12 protein-coding genes and 1 pseudogene are annotated in these 16437 nt (G+C 72.4%); 5 read left to right on the forward strand and 8 right to left on the reverse strand.

All coding sequences use genetic code 11. The features are described from left to right. Positions 1-77 precede the first annotated feature (77 nt). The 5 genes from ABZO31_RS11455 to ABZO31_RS11475 all read right to left on the reverse strand — a co-directional run bounded on the left by ABZO31_RS11455 (position 78) and on the right by ABZO31_RS11475 (position 8131). Positions 78-3806 (reverse strand): ABC transporter ATP-binding protein, encoded by a 3729-nt coding sequence (locus tag ABZO31_RS11455; protein WP_406861044.1) that lies wholly within the window; start codon positions 3804-3806, stop codon positions 78-80. Between the two features lie 160 nt (positions 3807-3966). Beyond that, a complete protein-coding gene (locus ABZO31_RS11460) occupies positions 3967-4356 on the reverse strand; it encodes a hypothetical protein (RefSeq protein ID WP_406861045.1) in 390 nt (129 codons plus the stop codon). 140 nt (positions 4357-4496) lie between these two features. Next, a complete protein-coding gene (locus tag ABZO31_RS11465) occupies positions 4497-6179 on the reverse strand; it encodes a thiamine pyrophosphate-binding protein (RefSeq protein ID WP_406861046.1) in 1683 nt (560 codons plus the stop codon). Positions 6180-6255: 76 nt separating this feature from the next. Continuing rightward, the gene (speB, locus tag ABZO31_RS11470; RefSeq protein ID WP_406861047.1) at positions 6256-7233 is read right to left on the reverse strand and encodes an agmatinase; all 978 of its coding nucleotides are present in this window, start codon (positions 7231-7233) and stop codon (positions 6256-6258) included. Positions 7234-7288: 55 nt separating this feature from the next. Beyond that, positions 7289-8131 (reverse strand): nitrilase-related carbon-nitrogen hydrolase, encoded by an 843-nt coding sequence (locus ABZO31_RS11475; protein ID WP_406861048.1) that lies wholly within the window; start codon positions 8129-8131, stop codon positions 7289-7291. A gap of 120 nt (positions 8132-8251) precedes the next feature. Between ABZO31_RS11475 and ABZO31_RS11480 the strand changes: the two genes are divergently transcribed. Further along, positions 8252-9754, forward strand: coding sequence for a PucR family transcriptional regulator (locus tag ABZO31_RS11480; protein ID WP_406861049.1), 1503 nt, complete (start codon positions 8252-8254; stop codon positions 9752-9754). Between the two features lie 196 nt (positions 9755-9950). Here the strand turns inward: ABZO31_RS11480 and ABZO31_RS11485 are convergent, their stop codons facing one another. Then, entirely contained in the window at positions 9951-11072 is a 1122-nt protein-coding gene (locus ABZO31_RS11485; RefSeq protein WP_406861050.1) for an NAD(P)-dependent oxidoreductase, read from the reverse strand. On the opposite strand from ABZO31_RS11485, the gene ABZO31_RS11490 reads away from it, so the two are divergent. The 3 genes and pseudogenes from ABZO31_RS11490 to ABZO31_RS11500 all read left to right on the forward strand — a co-directional run. After that, complete coding sequence (locus tag ABZO31_RS11490; RefSeq protein ID WP_406861052.1) at positions 11011-12168, forward strand: acyl-CoA dehydrogenase family protein; 1158 nt, start codon at positions 11011-11013, stop codon at positions 12166-12168. The two genes, ABZO31_RS11485 and ABZO31_RS11490, sit on opposite strands and share 62 nt — an antisense overlap. Further along, positions 12169-13038, forward strand: a complete 870-nt coding sequence (locus ABZO31_RS11495; protein WP_406861053.1) for an acyl-CoA thioesterase — start codon at positions 12169-12171, stop codon at positions 13036-13038. It abuts the gene before it with no gap. 90 nt (positions 13039-13128) lie between these two features. After that, positions 13129-13257, forward strand: a pseudogene (locus ABZO31_RS11500) (cation transporter); the annotation flags it as partial. A 37-nt stretch (positions 13258-13294) separates the two neighbouring features. On the opposite strand, the gene ABZO31_RS11505 reads toward ABZO31_RS11500, so the two are convergent. Together ABZO31_RS11505 and ABZO31_RS11510 are read right to left on the reverse strand one after the other, a co-directional pair. After that, positions 13295-14077, reverse strand: a complete 783-nt coding sequence (locus ABZO31_RS11505) for a phosphatase (RefSeq protein ID WP_406861054.1) — start codon at positions 14075-14077, stop codon at positions 13295-13297. 68 nt (positions 14078-14145) lie between these two features. Continuing rightward, positions 14146-14742 carry a TetR/AcrR family transcriptional regulator gene (locus ABZO31_RS11510; RefSeq protein WP_406861055.1) on the reverse strand — a complete coding sequence of 199 codons (597 nt, stop codon included), beginning with the start codon at positions 14740-14742 and terminating at the stop codon, positions 14146-14148. A gap of 87 nt (positions 14743-14829) precedes the next feature. Here ABZO31_RS11510 and ABZO31_RS11515 point away from each other — a divergent pair, with 87 nt between their 5' ends. Beyond that, positions 14830-16437 carry a carboxyl transferase domain-containing protein gene (locus ABZO31_RS11515; RefSeq protein WP_406861056.1) on the forward strand — a complete coding sequence of 536 codons (1608 nt, stop codon included), beginning with the start codon at positions 14830-14832 and terminating at the stop codon, positions 16435-16437.

Raw genomic sequence — 16437 nt, forward strand, 5'->3', positions numbered from 1 at the left:
CCCGCATCAGAGCCGTACATGCGTACGACGCGGGAAGGGACCCTTCGGTTGCGCGGTGGCGAGGACCCGCCACCGCCTCAGACCCGCTGCGGCTCCTCCTCGCCGATGAACGTGCGCCACAGCGACGCGTACCGGCCGTCGCGGGCCAGCAGTTCGTCGTGCGTGCCGTCCTCGGCGACCCGGCCGCCCGCCATCACGACCACCCGGTCGGCGCGGGCGGCCGTGGTCAGCCGGTGCGCGACGACCAGCGTCGTACGGCGCCCGGCGAGCCGGTCCGTCGCCGCGTTGACCTGGGCCTCGGTGGCCAGGTCCAGGGCCGCGGTGGCCTCGTCGAGCAGCAGCACGTCCGGGTCGACCAGCTCGGCGCGGGCGAGGGCGACCAGCTGGCGCTGACCGGCCGACAGGTTCCGGCCCCGCTCAGCGACCTCGTGCAGATAGCCGCCGTCCAGCGTGGCGATCATGTCGTGCGCGCCGACCGCGCGGGCCGCGGCCTCCACCTCGGCGTCGCTCGCGTCCGGCCGGCCGTACGCGATGGCGTCCCGGATCGTCCCGGGGAACAGGTACGCCTCCTGGGGGACGACGCCGAGCCGGTGCCGGTACGCGGTCAGGTCGAGGTCCCGCAGGTCGGTGCCGTCGACGGTGACCCGTCCCGCGGTCGGGTCGTAGAACCGGGCGACCAGCTTGACCAGCGTCGACTTGCCCGCGCCGGTCTCGCCGACGAAGGCGACGGTCTGGCCGGCCGGAATACGCAGCTCGATGTCGCGCAGGGCGGGTTCGTCGGAGCCGTACCGGAACGAGACGTCCTCGAAGGCGAGTTCGCCGCGCAGGGACGGCACGTCCATCGGCTTCGCGGACTGCGGCGTCGAGGTCTGCTCCTGGAGGAGCTCCTGCATCCGCCCCAGCGAGACCGCGGCCTGCTGGTACCCGTCGAAGACCTGCGACAGCTGCTGCACCGGCGCGAAGAAGAGGTCGATGTAGAGCAGGTACGCGACGAGCGCGCCGGTCGTCAGGGTGCCGGCCTCGATCCGGTTCGCGCCGACGATCATGACGGCCGCGGCGGCGACGGAGGACAGCAGGGTGACGAACGGGAAGTAGACCGAGATCAGCCACTGGCCGTGCACCCGGGCCTCGCGGTAGCCGGAGCTGCGCTCCGCGAACCGGGCCGCGCCGTCCTGCTCGCGGCCGAAGGCCTGCACGATCCGCAGCCCGGACACCGACTCCTGGAGGTCGGCGTTGACCACGCTGATCCGCTCGCGGGCCAGCTCGTACGCCTTCACGCTGGCGCGGCGGAAGAAGTACGTGGCGACGGCGAGCACCGGCAGCGTCGCGAAGACGACGAGGGCCAGCTGCACGTCGAGCACCAGCAGCGCGACCATGATCCCGAAGAAGGTCACGACGGAGACGAAGGCGGTGACCAGGCCGGTCTGCAGGAACGTGGACAGGGCGTCCACGTCCGTGGTCATCCGGGTCATGATCCGGCCGGTGAGCTCGCGCTCGTAGTAGTCCAGGCCGAGGCGCTGGAGCTGGGCGAAGATCTTCAGGCGCAGCGAGTAGAGGATCCGCTCGCCGGTGCGGCCGGTCATCCGGGTCTCGGCGGTCTGCGCGACCCACTGCACGAGCACGGTCACCAGGGCGAGCGCGGAGGCCGCCCAGACCGCGCCGACGGCGAGCCGGTTGACGCCGTCGTCGATGCCGTGCCGGATCAGGACCGGCAGCAGCAGGCCCATGCCGGCGTCCACGGCGACCAGGCCGAGGCTGGCGAGCAGCACGAGGCCGAAGCCGCGCAGCAGGCGGCGCAGCCCGTACGAGTCCTCCGGCGCGACGGCCCGCCGCTCGTCGACGTCCGGGGTGTCCACGGCCGGCGGCAGGGCCTCGACGGCGGCGAGCAGCTCAGGGGTGGCTCCGGGCACGGCGCTGTCGTCGTCGGCCTGCTCCTCCCGCACCCACAGGGCGGGGGTCAGTCCGCGCTCGGCGTCGTACTCGGCGTCGAGCTCGGCGCGCAGGAGGTGGTCCTCGTCGGGTTCGGTCTCGGCCGGCAGGACGTGGCCGGGCGAGACGCCGCCGAGCTCGTCGGGGTCGGTGAGCAGCCGGCGGTACAGCGGGGAGCGGCGCTCCAGCTCCTCGTGGGTGCCGATGTCGGAGAGCCGGCCGTCGTCGAGGACGGCGATCCGGTCGGCGAGGCCGAGGGTGGAGCGGCGGTGGGCGATGAGGAGGGTCGTGCGGCCCGCCATCACCGACCTCAGCGCCTCGTGGATCTCGTGCTCGACGCGGGCGTCGACGGCGGAGGTGGCGTCGTCGAGGAGCAGCAGCCGGGGGTCGGTGAGGATGGCGCGGGCGAGCGCGATGCGCTGGCGCTGGCCGCCGGAGAGGGTGAGGCCGTGCTCGCCGACCTTGGTGTCGTAGCCGGCGGGCAGCTCGGCGATGAACCGGTCGGCCTGCGCGGCGCGCGCGGCGGTCTCGATCTGCTCCTGGGTGGCGTCGGGGTGGCCGTAGGCGATGTTGGCGCGGACGGTGTCCGAGAACAGGAAGCTGTCCTCGGGGACGAGGCCGATGGCGGCGCGCAGCGAGGACTGGGTGAGCTCGCGAACGTCGTGGCCGCCGACGAGGACGGCGCCGTGGGTGACGTCGTAGAAGCGCGGCAGGAGGAGGGAGACGGTGGACTTGCCGGAGCCGGACGCGCCGACGACGGCCACGGTCTCGCCGGGGCGGATCCGGAGCGAGAACCCGTCGAGGACGGGGCTGGTCCTGCCGGAGGCGTCCTCGTACGCGAACGACACGTCGTCGAACTCGACGGTGGCGGGTGCGTCGGCGGGCAGCTCCTTGGTGCCGTCGGAGATGGCGGGCTCGGTGTCGATCAGCTCCAGCACGCGCTCGACGCCGGCGCGCGCCTGCTGGCCGACGGTGAGGACCATGGCGAGCATGCGGACCGGGCCGACGAGGGAGGCCAGGTAGGCCGAGAAGGCGACGAAGGTGCCGAGGGTGATCTGCCCCCGCGTGGCCAGCCAGCCGCCGAGCGCGAGCACGGCGACCTGGCCGAGGGCGGGGACGGCCTGGAGGGCCGGGGTGTACTTCGCGTTCAGCCGGATGGTCCGCAGCCGTCCCGCGAACAGCTTCCGCCCGGCCTCCCGGATCTTCCCGGTCTCCTGGTCCTCCTGTCCGAAGCCCTTCACCACGCGGACGCCGGTCACCGCCCCGTCGACCACGCCGGCCACGTGCGCGGCCTGCGCCTGGGCGTACCAGGTGGCGGGGTGCAGCTTGGTGCGGCTGCGCTTGGCGATGAACCAGAGCGCGGGGGCGACGGCGAGGGCGACGAGGGTCAGCGGGATCGACAGCCAGGCCATGACGACCAGGGAGATCAGGAAGAGCAGGATGTTGCCGATCGTCATGGGCAGCATGAACAGCAGCCCCTGGATCAGCTGCAGGTCACTGGTGGCCCGCCCGACGACCTGCCCGGTGGACAGCTCGTCCTGCCGCCGCCCGTCGAGCCGGGTGATCGTGCCGAACATCTCGGTCCGCAGGTCGTGCTGCACGTCGAGCGCGAGCCGCCCGCCGTAGTAGCGGCGGATGTAGGTGAGGACGTAGACGAGGACGGCGGCGGCGATGAGGAGCCCGGTCCACACGGAGAGGGACCGGGTCTTCGCCCCGATCACGTCGTCGATGATCACCTTGGTGATCAGCGGGACGAGCGCGAGCAGCGCCATACCGGCCAGCGAGGAGCCGAGCGCCATGATCACGTTCAGCCGGTACCGCCACGCATACCCGGCGAGCCGGTGCGCCCACCCGTCCTGTTTCCGCCCCGCCGCCACGTGATACCTCCCGTTTCCGCTGCTCTACCGGAAGTCACCAACGCGGCCGGCCAGGGATTTCATCCCGCCGCAACAAAGTACGGTCGCTGGTCCTAGGACCGGCGACGCGAAGAGCCCCGCCCCCGGCGGCGGCCAGGACGGGGCTGACGCTCCGGACGGGCTAGAAGGGACCGGGCAGGGTCACCGAGAGGCTGTTGGTCACGTCAGTGACCACGACGTTCGACCACTGGAGGGTCATCGGAGGGCTGCACTTCGGCTGGAAGTTCGCCGTGACCGTGATGCTGAAGTTCGCCTTGCCGTTCTGGACGGGCACGGTGGCGCCCCCGCCGAAGGACTGCTTGTTCTCGGCCGACGGCTTGTTGCCGCCCTTGTTGATGCACTGGGCGTCGGCCGAGACCGTGACGGTGATCTGCGCGAGGTTCCCGAGGCCTGCCTCCTTGCCCTTGACCGTCAGGGTGCTGCCGGAGGCACTGGCCGTCGGGGTGCCGACGAAGTGCGCGCTTCCCGCCTCGGCGGTGGGGGCGAGGAGGCCCAGGATGCCTATGGCCACCCCGGCGGGCAGTAGGAATACTGAATGACGACGACGCATGGTGCTCGCCTCATCGGGTAAGCGCTGAGCATGACGCGGGCGCGTCCGGGAGGACGTACGGGTGGTTCCAGGCTACGCCCGCATATGCCTCATGCCCATGTCTACTCGTGGGTTGGGGCGAACATCCGCAGAGTCTCCGGAAGGACCACGACGGACGGGCCCGGGGTGGTCAGGCACCGCTTCAGGTCCGCCGTCAGGGTGTCGGGGGTGCTGCGGACCGCCGGGACGCCGAAGGATTCCGCCAGGGCCACGAAGTCGGGGCGGCCGAGTTCCGTGGCCGTCGACGCGCCGTACGCGTCGGTCATGTACTCACGCAGGATCCCGTAACCGCCGTCGTCCACGATCAGCCAGGTGACGTCCAGGCCGTACTGCTGCGCCGTAGCCAGCTCCGCCAGGCCGTACATCGCGCCGCCGTCGCCCGACACCGCGAGGACCGGGGTGTCCGGTTCGGCGACCGCCGCGCCGAGGGCCGCCGGGAAGGCGTAGCCGAGGCCCCCCGCGCCCTGGGCGGAGTGCATCGTGTTGGGGCGGCGGGCGTCGAAGCCGGCCCACGCCCAGTAGCCGAGGATCGTCATGTCCCAGAAGGTGGGCGACCTGTCGGGGACGGCCTTGCGGATCGCGGTGAGGAGGTTCTGTTCCAGGGCGCGGTCCTGGCCCTCGATGCGGGTCCGGACCTTCGTCAGGGTCTCCTCGACCCGCTTCGGCGCCTGCGGATCGGTGCGTTCGCCCACCGTCTCCAGCAGCGCCTGCAGCGCCGGTCGCGCGTCCGCGTGGATGCCCAGCGCCGGGTAGTTCGACTCCAGCTTGCCGAGGTCCGCCTCGATCTGCACGATCCGGCCGCGCGGGGCGAACGTGCCGTAGTTCGAGGAGAGTTCGCCCAGGCCGCTGCCGACGACCAGGAGGACGTCCGCGTCCTCCAGGTGGTCCGTCACATGGCGGTCCTCCACCCAGGACCGGAGGGACAGCGGGTGCGCCCACGGGAACGCGCCCTTCCCGCCGTACGTGGTGACCACCGGTGCGTCCAGCCGCTCCGCGAGCTGCTTCAGCTTGCCCGCGGCGTCCGACCGGATCACCCCGCCGCCCGCGACGATCACCGGCCGCGCCGCCTGCGTGAGCCAGTGCGCGGCAAGGGCCGTCAGCTCCGGGCGCGGCGCCAGCTCCGGCGGCGTCGCGTCCACGCCCGTGACCTGCGGCAGCACGGTCTCCGCGCGCAGGACGTCCTCGGGGATCTCCACCCACACGGGCCCGTGCGGGGCCGTCAGCGCGGACTGCCACGCGGCGGCGATCGCGGACGGGATCTGGGACGCCGCCCGCACCGTGTGGACCGACTTCACGACGTCCCGGAACGACGCCTGCTGGTCCCGTAGCTCGTGCAGGTAGCCGTGGCGCGCGCCACCGAGCCCGGCGAGCGGGATCTGCGAGGAGATCGCGAGCACCGGCGCCGACGCGGCCGCCGCCTCCTGCAGCGCGGGCAGCGCCGTCAGCGCCCCCGGGCCGGTGGACAGCAGCAGCGGCGCCGCCTCGCCGGTGACCCGGCCGTACGCGTCCGCCGCGAAGCCCGCGTTGTTCTCCACCCGCAGCCCCACCAGCCGCAGGTCGGAGCGGCGGACCGCGTCGAACACCGCCAGCGCGTGCTGCCCCGGCAGCCCGAACACGGTCGTCGCGCCCAGGCTGCGCAGCGTCTCCACGACCAGGTCCCCGCCGGTCCGGCCCGGCGGCGGCGCGAGTGCGGCCGCCGTCTGCGCCTCGGTCGGTCGGAGTACCAGGTCGTGGTCGTGCGTCACGCGCGTACGTCCCCTTCGTCTGCGCCCGCCACGGCTGTCAGCCCTCCTGTCGGGCCGGCAGCCTGCGGTCGGGCGGTCAGCCCTGCTGTCGCGCCGCCGCGATCTGGCGGCTCATGATCGTGGTCAGCTCGTACGCGGTGTGCGAGGCCGCGACCGAGGTGATCTCGGCGTGATCGTACGCCGGGGCCACCTCGACGACATCCGCGGAGACCAGGTTGCAGGACGACAGGCCCCGCAGGATCTCGAGCAGCTCGCGGGACGTCATGCCGCCCGCCTCCGGCGTACCGGTGCCGGGCGCGTGCGCCGGGTCCAGGCAGTCGATGTCGATGGAGATGTACAGCGGACGGTCGCCGATCCGCTGGCGCAGCTGGTCCGCGACCTCGTCCGCGCCGCGGCGGTACACGTCGGACGACGTCACGATGCCGAAGCCGAGCTTCTCGTCGTCGGTGAGGTCCTGCTTGCCGTACAGCGGGCCGCGCGTGCCGACGTGCGACAGCGCCTCCGTGTCGAGGATGCCCTCCTCGACGGCCCGGCGGAACGGGGTGCCGTGCGTGTACTCGGCGCCGAAGTAGGTGTCCCAGGTGTCCAGGTGCGCGTCGAAGTGCAGCAGGGCGACCGGGCCGTGCTTCTTCGCGACGGAGCGGAGCAGGGGCAGCGCGATGGTGTGGTCGCCGCCGAGGGTCATCATGCGGGCGCCGGTGCCGAGCAGGTCGTCCGCGGCCGCCTCGATCGTCTCGACGGCCTCGTTGATGTTGAACGGGTTGACCGCGATGTCGCCGCCGTCGGCGACCTGCGCGAGCGCGAAGGGGGAGGCGTCCTGCGCCGGGTTGTACGGGCGGAGCAGGCGGGACGCCTCGCGGATCGCGTTGCCGCCGAAGCGGGCGCCGGGGCGGTACGAGACACCCGAGTCGAAGGGCACGCCGACGACGGCGACGTCCGCGGTGCCGACCTCGTCGAGACGCGGCAGCCGGGCGAAGGTCGCGGGGCCCGCGTAGCGGGGGATGCGGGAGGAGTCGACGGGGCCGCGGAACTGGGGCTGCTGCTCGGTGGTCATGACGGGTGCCTTCCGGGGTGCCTGGGACAGGGGGTTCAGTGCGGCTTTCGCCAGGTCAGAGGTCGTACAGCTCGGGGCGGCGGTCCGCCAGTACGTCGTTGTGCTCGCCGATCCGCTTGTCGCGGGCCTGGCCGAGGGCGCAGGCCGCGATCAGCAGCGACTCGCCGGTCTCGGTCGCCGGGCCCGCGAGCGGGAAGCCGTCGGGGTCCGTGATCACGGAGCCGCCCGTCCACTCGACGCCGTTCTCCGTCCCGGCGCGGTCGCAGGCCGCGACGAACATCCGGTTCACGGCGGCGTCGGCCTGGACCCGGATCACCTCGGCGGCGCGCTCGCCCTCGGGGCGCGGGAACAGCGGCCAGTTCACCGGGGCGCACAGGAGCTCCGCGCCGCGGAGGGCGGCGTCGCGGACCCACTCGGGGAACTCCACGTCGTAGCAGACCATCACGCCGATCCGGCCCACGGCCGTGTCGACGACCGGCGGGCGCTGGTCGCCCGGTACGAAGGCGGCCTTCTCGATGGCGCCGAAGAGATGCGCCTTGCGGTAGACCGCGCGGACGCCGGTGGGGTCGACGAGGACGGCGGAGTTGCGGGTCGCGCCCGTCTCGTCGCGCTCGCAGAAGCCGGCGACCAGGACCATGTCGTGGCGGGCCGCCGCCTCCGCCCACGCGGTGACCGTCGGGCCGTCGGCCGGTTCGGCCAGCTCGGCGGCGTGCGCGGCGTCGCGGAACACGTAGCCGGTGTTGGCGAGCTCCGGGAGGACGAGGACGCGGACGCCGGCGGCCGCGGCGGCCTCGATCGCGCGGTCGGCGGCGGCGCGGTTGCCGGCCACGTCGCCGACGGCGAGGGAGAGCTGGGCGCAGGCGACGAGGACGGTGTCCGGGGCGTGCGTGTCCTCCATGGGCGGGTGCCCTCCGTTCACGGCGTGGGACGGGTGATCGTCCTGCACCGTATGCCGGGTGCGGCGCCCGGACGATCGCCCGCAGGGCGAAACTGGGCCGAGTGGGTGGACACTGTGTCCATGGATCCCCGTGCCGGTCTCACGCTTGCCGATCTTGTCGCCCGGTCCGAACTCCGGCTGTCCGTGGTCGCGGGGGCCGCGGCCCTCGACCGGCCGGTCCTCGCGGCGCACGCCTCCGAGCTGGTCCGGCCGGGGCGCTGGCTCCAGGGCGGCGAGCTGCTGATGACGATCGGACTGCTGCTGCCGATGGAGGCGGAGGCGTGCCGGGCGTACGTGGACGATGTGCGAGCGAGCGGGGCGAGTGCGCTGGCGCTGGGGCTCGGTGCGGCGCTCCCCCACCAGTCCGCGCCGCCGGTGCTGGTCGCGGCGGCGGAGGCGGCGGGGCTGCCGTTGCTGACCGTGGCGGACGAGGTGCCGTTCATCGCCGTCACCAAGGCGGTGTTCGCGGCGCGGGCGGCGGAGCAGCGGGCGGCCTTGGAGGACGCCTTCGAGACGCAGCGCCGGCTGACCGCTGCGGCGGCCTCGGGGCGGGGGCTCGCGCCGACGCTGGAGGCGTGGACGCGGGCGACCGGGGTTCCGGCGGTGGTGACGGACCCGGTGGGGCGGGTGCTGGCGGGAGGCGCTGCCGGGGTGCCCCCGGTGGCCGACGAGCTGATCCAGCGGGTCGCGGTGCGGGGCATGCAGGCGAGTGCGGTCAGCGTGGAGGGCGGGGCGCACGTGGAGGTGCAGCCGCTGGGGGCGCGGCGGTTGCGGGGGGTGCTGGTACTGGTGGGCGAGCTGTCGCCCGAGACCCGGCTGCTCGTGTCGGGGCTCGTCGCGTTGCTGTCGCTGGAGCTGGAGCGGCGGCACCTGGCGGACGAGCCGGAGCGGCGGCGGCGCGCGGCGCTGCTGGGGCGGCTGCTCGACGAGGCGGGGTCGGCGGAGGCGGCAGGCGATGCGCTGGCGGCGGCGGGGCTTGCGGCGGGGCTTGCGGTGCGGGTGGTGGTCGTGGCGGCGGGGGCGGAGGAGGACGCCTCCGAGGTCGCGGCGGGCCTGGCGCTCGCGCTGCCGGGTGGGCTGACGCGTACCACCGGGGGTGGTGTCGTGGAGGCGGTCGCCGCGGGGGACACGGAGGTGCTGGAGCTGCTCGAACGGTTCGCGCCGGGGTGTCCGGCCGGGATCGGGGCGGCGGTCGCGCCGGAGGCGGCCGTCACCTCGCTGCGGCAGGCGAGCGGGCTGCTGGAGGTGAGCCGGCGCTCGGGGCGGCCGGCGGAGGCGCAGCGGAGCCACTCCAGTCGGCTGCTGCTGGGGCTGGGCGAGCGGGACGCGTTGGCGGGGTACGCGGATACGGTGCTGGGGCCGCTGGATGTTGCCGATCCGTCGGGCGAGCTCGTCGAGACGCTGGTCACCTGGCTCGACTCCGGGTGCTCCTGGGACGAGACCGGGCGGCGGCTGGGGCTGCACCGGCATACGGTGCGCAACCGGCTCGACAAGGCGATGCGGCTCACGGGGCGGCGGATCGACGACGGGGACGATCGGTTCGATCTGTGGCTGGCTGCTCGGGCTCGGCGGGCGGCGTTGTGATCTGTTCTGTGGGTGCGGTGTGGTGTCGCGTTGTGACCTCGGTGGGTGGCGCGTGGGACGTTCCGGGGGTCGTGTCCGGGACTGCATGATTTACGGCGCGCTCGGGTCACTGGTGTTGTGAGCGTTTCTTACGCGCCACAAATCACGCTCTACGTCCCGAACACGACCCCCTCCACGTCCCCCGCTCCCGCCGTCGTCAGGCCTGCGGCGGGAGCAGCTCGAAGAGGCTGGAGAAGCCCTGGTCGCCGTGGCCCGCTGCGATGCGGCGGTCCATCAGGTCCTTGATCTCGCGCATGCGCACGGCCTCCACGCCCTGCGCGGCGCGGTGGCCGATCATGTCGTTCATGAGGGCGGCCTGGACGTCGAGGGAGCCCAGGTCGGGGCCGTACTCGCCGCTCTTGACCGCCTGGGCCATGGAGTTCAAGAGGGACGGGAACACGGCCAGGGAGCCCGCGGCGCGCTCGGTGAACGCGGCGACGTCGAAGCCCTCGGAGCGGACCAGCTTGAGCACGTGCAGGAAGCCGATGAGGAGTTCGTACGAGAAGGCGACCTGGGCCATGAACTCGACGGCGGCGGCGCCCGGGTCCTCGCCGTGGTAGGCGATGCCGCCGAGCGTCCTGAGGGTCGGCTCGTGGGTCTCGTAGGCCGTGGGAGAGCCGCTGAACGGGAACATGATGTGGTCGGTGCCGACGTAGGGCGGGTCGCCCATGATCTTGCCGTCGATGTACTCGGCGCCGTGCTCCCTGGCCCATCGCTCGTTCGCGCGGGCCTGGGCGGGCGAGCCGCTGGTGACGTTCACCAGGGTCTTGCCCGCGACGGCGGAGGCGACGGAGGCGAGGACCTGGTCGACGGCGGTGCCGTCGAGGAGGCAGACCACGACGAGCGGGCTCGCGGCGACGGCCTCGGCGGCCGTGGGCGCGGCGGTGGCGCCGACCTCGACGAGCGGCTCGGTCCTGGCGGTGGTGCGGTTCCAGACCGTGGTGCGGAAACCACGTGCGACGAAGGTTCTGGCGATCGCGGACCCCATGTCGCCGAGTCCGAGAACGGTGATCTGGCTGCCGGCCGTCATGTCGGTCCTTTCGGTACGCGGAGCCGTCGACGGTAGGCGATGGGGGTGGTCCGTTCCGGACCTTCGAACGAAGTTCGTCAGGTCGCCCTGTGACCGGCGCGACGTTCTCGTCTCTGGACAGGCTCGATGACCGGCGGGTAACTTCGAGGGACGTACGCTGAGCAAGCGCTTAGACAAGGAGCCGGCCGTGCGCCGTACCGTTTTCAACGAGGACCACGAGGCGTTCCGGGAGACCATCCGGGCGTTCATCGAGGCCGAGGTCGTCCCCGTCTACGACGAGTGGTTCGCTGCCGGGCAGGCCCCGCGGGACTTCTACTACAAGCTCGGTGAGCTGGGCATCTTCGGCATCAACGTGCCTGAGGAGTTCGGCGGCGCCGGTCTGGACACGCACAAGTTCGAGGCCGTCCTCTACGAGGAGACCGCGCGTGCGGGTGTGCAGTTCGGTGGCTCCGGCGTGCACGTGCTGCTTGCTCTGCCGTACATCAAGATGCTGGCGAGTGACGAGCAGAAGAAGCGGTACCTGCCCAAGTTCGTCTCCGGTGAGGAGATGTGGGCGCTGGCCATGACCGAGCCGGGCACCGGTTCGGACGTGGCGGGCATGAAGACCACCGCCAAGCTCTCCGAGGACGGCACCCACTACGTCCTCAACGGCGCCAAGACCTTCATCACGGGTGGCGTGCACGCCGACCGCGTGATCGTGTGCGCGCGGACCTCCGCTCCGAGCGAGCAGGACCGTCGTGGCGGTATCTCGCTGTTCGCCGTGGACACCAAGTCCGAGGGCTACTCCATCGGCCGCAAGCTGGACAAGCTCGGGCTGCGTACCTCTGACACGGCCGAGCTGGCGTTCGTGGATGTCAAGGTGCCGGTGGAAGACCTGCTCGGCGAGGAGGGCAAGGGCTTCTACTACCTCGGCCACAACCTGGCGTCCGAGCGTTGGGGCATCGCCTTCGGCGCCTACGCGCAGGCTGCTGCCGCGGTGCGCTTCGCGCAGCAGTACGTGACCGACCGCACCGTCTTCGGCAAGCCGGTCGCGCACTTCCAGAACACCAAGTTCGAGCTGGCCGCCTGCCAGGCCGAGGTGGACGCCGCCCAGGCCGTCTCCGACCGCGCCCTGGAGGCCCTGGACGCCGGTGAGCTGACGCCGGCCGAGGCCGCCTCCGCCAAGCTGTTCTGCACCGAGGTCGCGCACCGCGTGATCGACCGCTGCCTCCAGCTGCACGGCGGCTACGGGTACATGAACGAGTACCCGATCGCCCGCCTGTACGCGGACAACCGCGTCAACCGCATCTACGGCGGCACCAGCGAGATCATGAAGTCGATCATCGCCAAGTCGATGGGTCTGTAAGTGCCCGAAGCACCCAGTGCTCTGGATGCCCTGCTCGATCTGCTCGATCTCGAGCGGATCGAGCAGGACATCTTTCGGGGGGAGTCCCGGTCCGCTCTGGTACCGCGCGTCTTCGGCGGCCAGGTTGCCGCCCAGGCGCTGGTGGCGGCCGGGCGGACCGTCCCCGAGGACCGCCTCGCGCACAGCCTGCACGCGTACTTCCTGCGGCCCGGCGACCCGGGTGCGCCGATCGTCTACACCGTGGACCGCATCCGGGACGGGCGGTCCTTCACGACACGGCGTGTGGTGGCTGTCCAGCACGGTCAGCCGATCTTTCATCTGTCGGCCTCGTTCCAGGTGTACGAGGACGGGCTCGACCATCAGGCCGCCATGCCGGACGCGCCGGATCCGGAGTCGCTGCCCTCGCCCGCCGAGATGCTGCCCCGGCATCTGCCGCGGGAGGTCGCCGACCGGCTGATCGAGGCACGGGCCGCGGTCGATCTGCGGTACGCCGAGACGCCCCCGTGGGGGACGGTCGGCACGCCGAGGGAGCCGCGCTCGCAGGTGTGGTTCCGGACGAACGGCAAGCTGGCGGACGATCCGCTGCTTCATGTCGTGCTGGCCACGTACGTCTCCGACATGACGCTGCTCGATTCCATCCTGCTCGCCCACGGGCGGGGCGGGTGGGCCGTGGGTGATGTGGTCGGCGCCTCTTTGGACCATGCGATGTGGTTCCACCGGCCCTTCCGGGCCGACGAGTGGCTGCTGTACGACCAGGAGTCCCCCACCGCTTCGGGCGGGCGGGGGCTCGGACAGGCCCGGATCTACACGCAGGACGGGCGGCTCGCGATCTCCGTCATCCAGGAGGGTGTCGTTCGCGTTCCGCGCTGACGGCCGGGCAGGGCGCGAGTGCCAAAGCCGTTGCGGGGGTCGTCGGGGCACCTCCCATGCCCCCTAGGGCACGGGGGAGGATCGAGCGCGATGCTCTCCGAGGCGGCCCACTCCGTCGCCGACACGGTCACCGAGGTCATGCTCCTCACCGCGCTGACGCGCGGTGCGGAGTCCGCCGACGAGGACCATCCGCTCGGGTACGCGAACGAGCGCTACGTCGGCACGCCCGGGCTGGGGCAGGAGCGCTGAGCCGGGCTCAGTCCAGCAGGCCCGCCGCGTTCAGGAGGTACTCCGTCATCGGCTCGTAGAAGCGCGGGTCGATGACGTGGTCGTCCAGGGGGATCGCGACCTGGAGGGTGCCCTCCGCCTCGGCGAGGAAGAGCGCGGGGTCGTTGCAGTCGGCGTAGCCGACGGCGTCGAGGCCGCGCTGGGCGGCGCGGCCGGCCCAGCCGTGGTCGGCCACGACGAGGTCGGGCCGCGGGCTGCCCTCGGCCTCCAGGGCGTCCAGGATCGCGTTCATCGGCTCCGGCGAATGGGTGTGCCACAGGCTCGCGCCGCGTTCGAAGAGCGAGACGTCGGCGAACTGGACCACGTACCCCTCGTCGGCCGTCAGGCCGCCGGGGATGCGGACGATGTCGCAGCCGGCGGCGCGCAGCGCGGCCGCGGTGCGGCTGTGCAGGTCGATCAGGGAGCCGGGGTGGCCGGTCGCGAAGAGGACGCGTTCCCGGCCGGCGGCCGCCTTGCGCAGCCGGGCCGCGGCGCGGTCCAGGGCGTCGACGGTCAGCTCGGGGTCGATGGTGTCCTGGCCGAAGCGGTGTGCCGGGTCGTCGTTGACACCGCAGCGCTCGGCCATGACGGCGAGGACGTCCTGCTCGTCGGCCCAGCGGTCGCCGAACTCCAGGCCCAGCCAGTAGTGCCGGTCGCCGTTGGCGAGCTTGCGGTAGTGGGAGAGGTTGTTGTCGCGCGGCGTGGCGACGTCTCCGGCGATCCGGGTGCGAACCAGTTGCTCGACGAGCGCGTCACGGCTGAGTATCGGCATGCCACTCATTGTGAACGAGTCCGATCGCATCCGAGCGGTCGTTCCGGTTTCCGGACCCCCGGAGTCGTCTACTGGACCGTCGGCTCCGCCGCCAGCGCGTCGAAGGCCCCGTTCGCCAGGCGCCGCAGCAGCTCCTCCATGGCACTGCGGCCCAGCGGCGCACCGAGGTGCGGGGTGGAGTTGAGCAGGCCGAAGACCGCGTGCACGGCCGCGCGGACCTCCGCCTCGCCCGCCGCCGGGTACAGCTCGCCGACCACCGCGACCCACAGCTCCACGTACCGCCGCTGGAGCTGCCGGACCCGCTTGCGGTCCTCGTCCCGGAGGCGGTCCAGCTCCCGGTCGTGCAGGGTGATGAGGGGGCGGTCGTCGAGCGCGAAGTCGATGTGGCCGTCGATCAGGGAGGACAGGACCTCGCGCGAGCTGCCGTTCGCACCCTCGACACGGAGCATGCCGCCTTCGAGCAGCCGCTCGCTGATGCCGACCAGCAGCTCGGCGAGCATGGCGTCCTTGCCCGCGAAGTGCCGGTACAGGCCGGGGCCGCTGATGCCGACCGCGGCTCCTATCTCGTCGACGCCGACGCCGTGGAAACCGCGCTCGGCAAAGAGGCGTGCGGCCTCCTTGAGGATCTGCTGGCGGCGCGTGGGGGCGTCGGTCCTGGTGGTCATGCGATCGATTCTAGACAACGCGGTTAGCGGTCGTTAACCTGACTGACATACGTTAACGCTCATTAACCGAGCAAGGGAGCTCGATCGATGCAGCAGGCACCTGTGCTGACGAGCGCGGCGGACCCCGCGTCGGAGGCCTGGCAGGCCAACGAGGCGGCCCACACCGAGCTGGCCGAGACGCTGCGCGCCAAGCTCGCCGCGGCCGCGCTCGGCGGCGGCGAGAAGGCCCGGGCGCGGCACACCGCGCGCGGCAAGCTTCTGCCGCGGGACCGGGTCGACAGCCTCCTCGACCCCGGCTCGCCGTTCCTGGAGCTGGCCCCGCTGGCCGCGAACGGGATGTACGGCGACCAGGCCCCCGCCGCCGGCGTGATCGCCGGCATCGGCCGGGTCTCCGGCCGGGAGTGCGTGATCGTCGCCAACGACGCGACCGTCAAGGGCGGCACCTACTACCCGATGACGGTGAAGAAGCACCTGCGGGCCCAGGAGGTGGCGCTGGAGAACCGGCTGCCCTGTCTCTACCTGGTCGACTCGGGCGGTGCCTTCCTGCCGATGCAGGACGAGGTCTTCCCCGACCGCGAGCACTTCGGCCGGATCTTCTACAACCAGGCCCGGATGTCCGGCGCGGGCATCCCGCAGATCGCGGCGGTGCTCGGGTCGTGCACGGCCGGTGGCGCGTACGTGCCCGCGATGAGCGACGAGGCCGTGATCGTCCGGAACCAGGGCACGATCTTCCTCGGCGGACCGCCGCTGGTGAAGGCCGCGACCGGCGAGGTCGTCACCGCGGAGGAGCTCGGCGGCGGAGAGGTCCACTCGCGGACCTCCGGTGTCACCGACCACCTCGCCGAGGACGACGCGCACGCGCTGCGGATCGTCCGGAACATCGTCGCCACCCTGCCCGAGCGCGGGCCGCTGCCCTGGTCGGTCGAGCCGGCCGAGGAGCCCAAGGTGGACCCGGCGGGGCTGTACGGGGCGGTGCCGGTCGACTCGCGCACGCCGTACGACGCCCGCGAGATCATCGCGCGGCTCGTGGACGGCTCCCGGTTCCAGGAGTTCAAGGCCGAGTTCGGGCAGACGCTGGTCACCGGCTTCGCCCGGATCCACGGCCACCCGGTCGGCATCGTCGCCAACAACGGCATCCTGTTCTCCGAGTCCGCCCAGAAGGGCGCGCACTTCATCGAGCTGTGCGACCAGCGCGGCATCCCGCTGCTGTTCCTGCAGAACATCTCCGGCTTCATGGTCGGCCGCGACTACGAGGCCGGCGGCATCGCCAAGCACGGCGCCAAGATGGTCACGGCCGTCGCCTGCACCCGGGTGCCGAAGCTGACCGTCGTCGTCGGCGGCTCGTACGGCGCCGGCAACTACTCGATGTGCGGCCGGGCGTACTCGCCGCGCTTCCTGTGGATGTGGCCCAACGCCAAGATCTCGGTCATGGGCGGCGAGCAGGCCGCCTCGGTGCTCGCCACCGTCAAGCGCGACCAGCTCGGCGACGCGTGGAGCGCGGAGGAGGAGGACGCCTTCAAGGCCCCGATCCGCGAGCAGTACGAGACCCAGGGCAGTGCCTACTACGCCACGGCGCGGCTCTGGGACGACGGGGTCATCGACCCGATGGAGACCCGCCAGGTGGTGGGCCTCGCGCTGACCGCCTGCGCCAACGCGCCCCTGGGTGACCCCCAGTTCGGCGTCTTCCGGATGTGA

The organism is Streptomyces solicamelliae (assembly GCF_045348655.1).
Classification (GTDB): Bacteria; Actinomycetota; Actinomycetes; order Streptomycetales; family Streptomycetaceae; genus Streptomyces; species Streptomyces solicamelliae.

What these genes read in the sequence shown, in the direction of transcription:
- speB (WP_406861047.1), bottom strand. Translation starts at nt 7,233, where the DNA reads ATGACCACCGAGCAGCAGCCCCAGTTCCGCGGCCCCGTCGACTCCTCC.
- ABZO31_RS11475 (WP_406861048.1), bottom strand. Translation starts at nt 8,131, where the DNA reads ATGGAGGACACGCACGCCCCGGACACCGTCCTCGTCGCCTGCGCCCAG.
- ABZO31_RS11480 (WP_406861049.1), top strand. Translation starts at nt 8,252, where the DNA reads ATGGATCCCCGTGCCGGTCTCACGCTTGCCGATCTTGTCGCCCGGTCC.
- ABZO31_RS11485 (WP_406861050.1), bottom strand. Translation starts at nt 11,072, where the DNA reads ATGAACGCCCGGATGGTCTCCCGGAACGCCTCGTGGTCCTCGTTGAAA.
- ABZO31_RS11505 (WP_406861054.1), bottom strand. Translation starts at nt 14,077, where the DNA reads ATGCCGATACTCAGCCGTGACGCGCTCGTCGAGCAACTGGTTCGCACC.
- ABZO31_RS11510 (WP_406861055.1), bottom strand. Translation starts at nt 14,742, where the DNA reads ATGACCACCAGGACCGACGCCCCCACGCGCCGCCAGCAGATCCTCAAG.
- ABZO31_RS11515 (WP_406861056.1), top strand. Translation starts at nt 14,830, where the DNA reads ATGCAGCAGGCACCTGTGCTGACGAGCGCGGCGGACCCCGCGTCGGAG.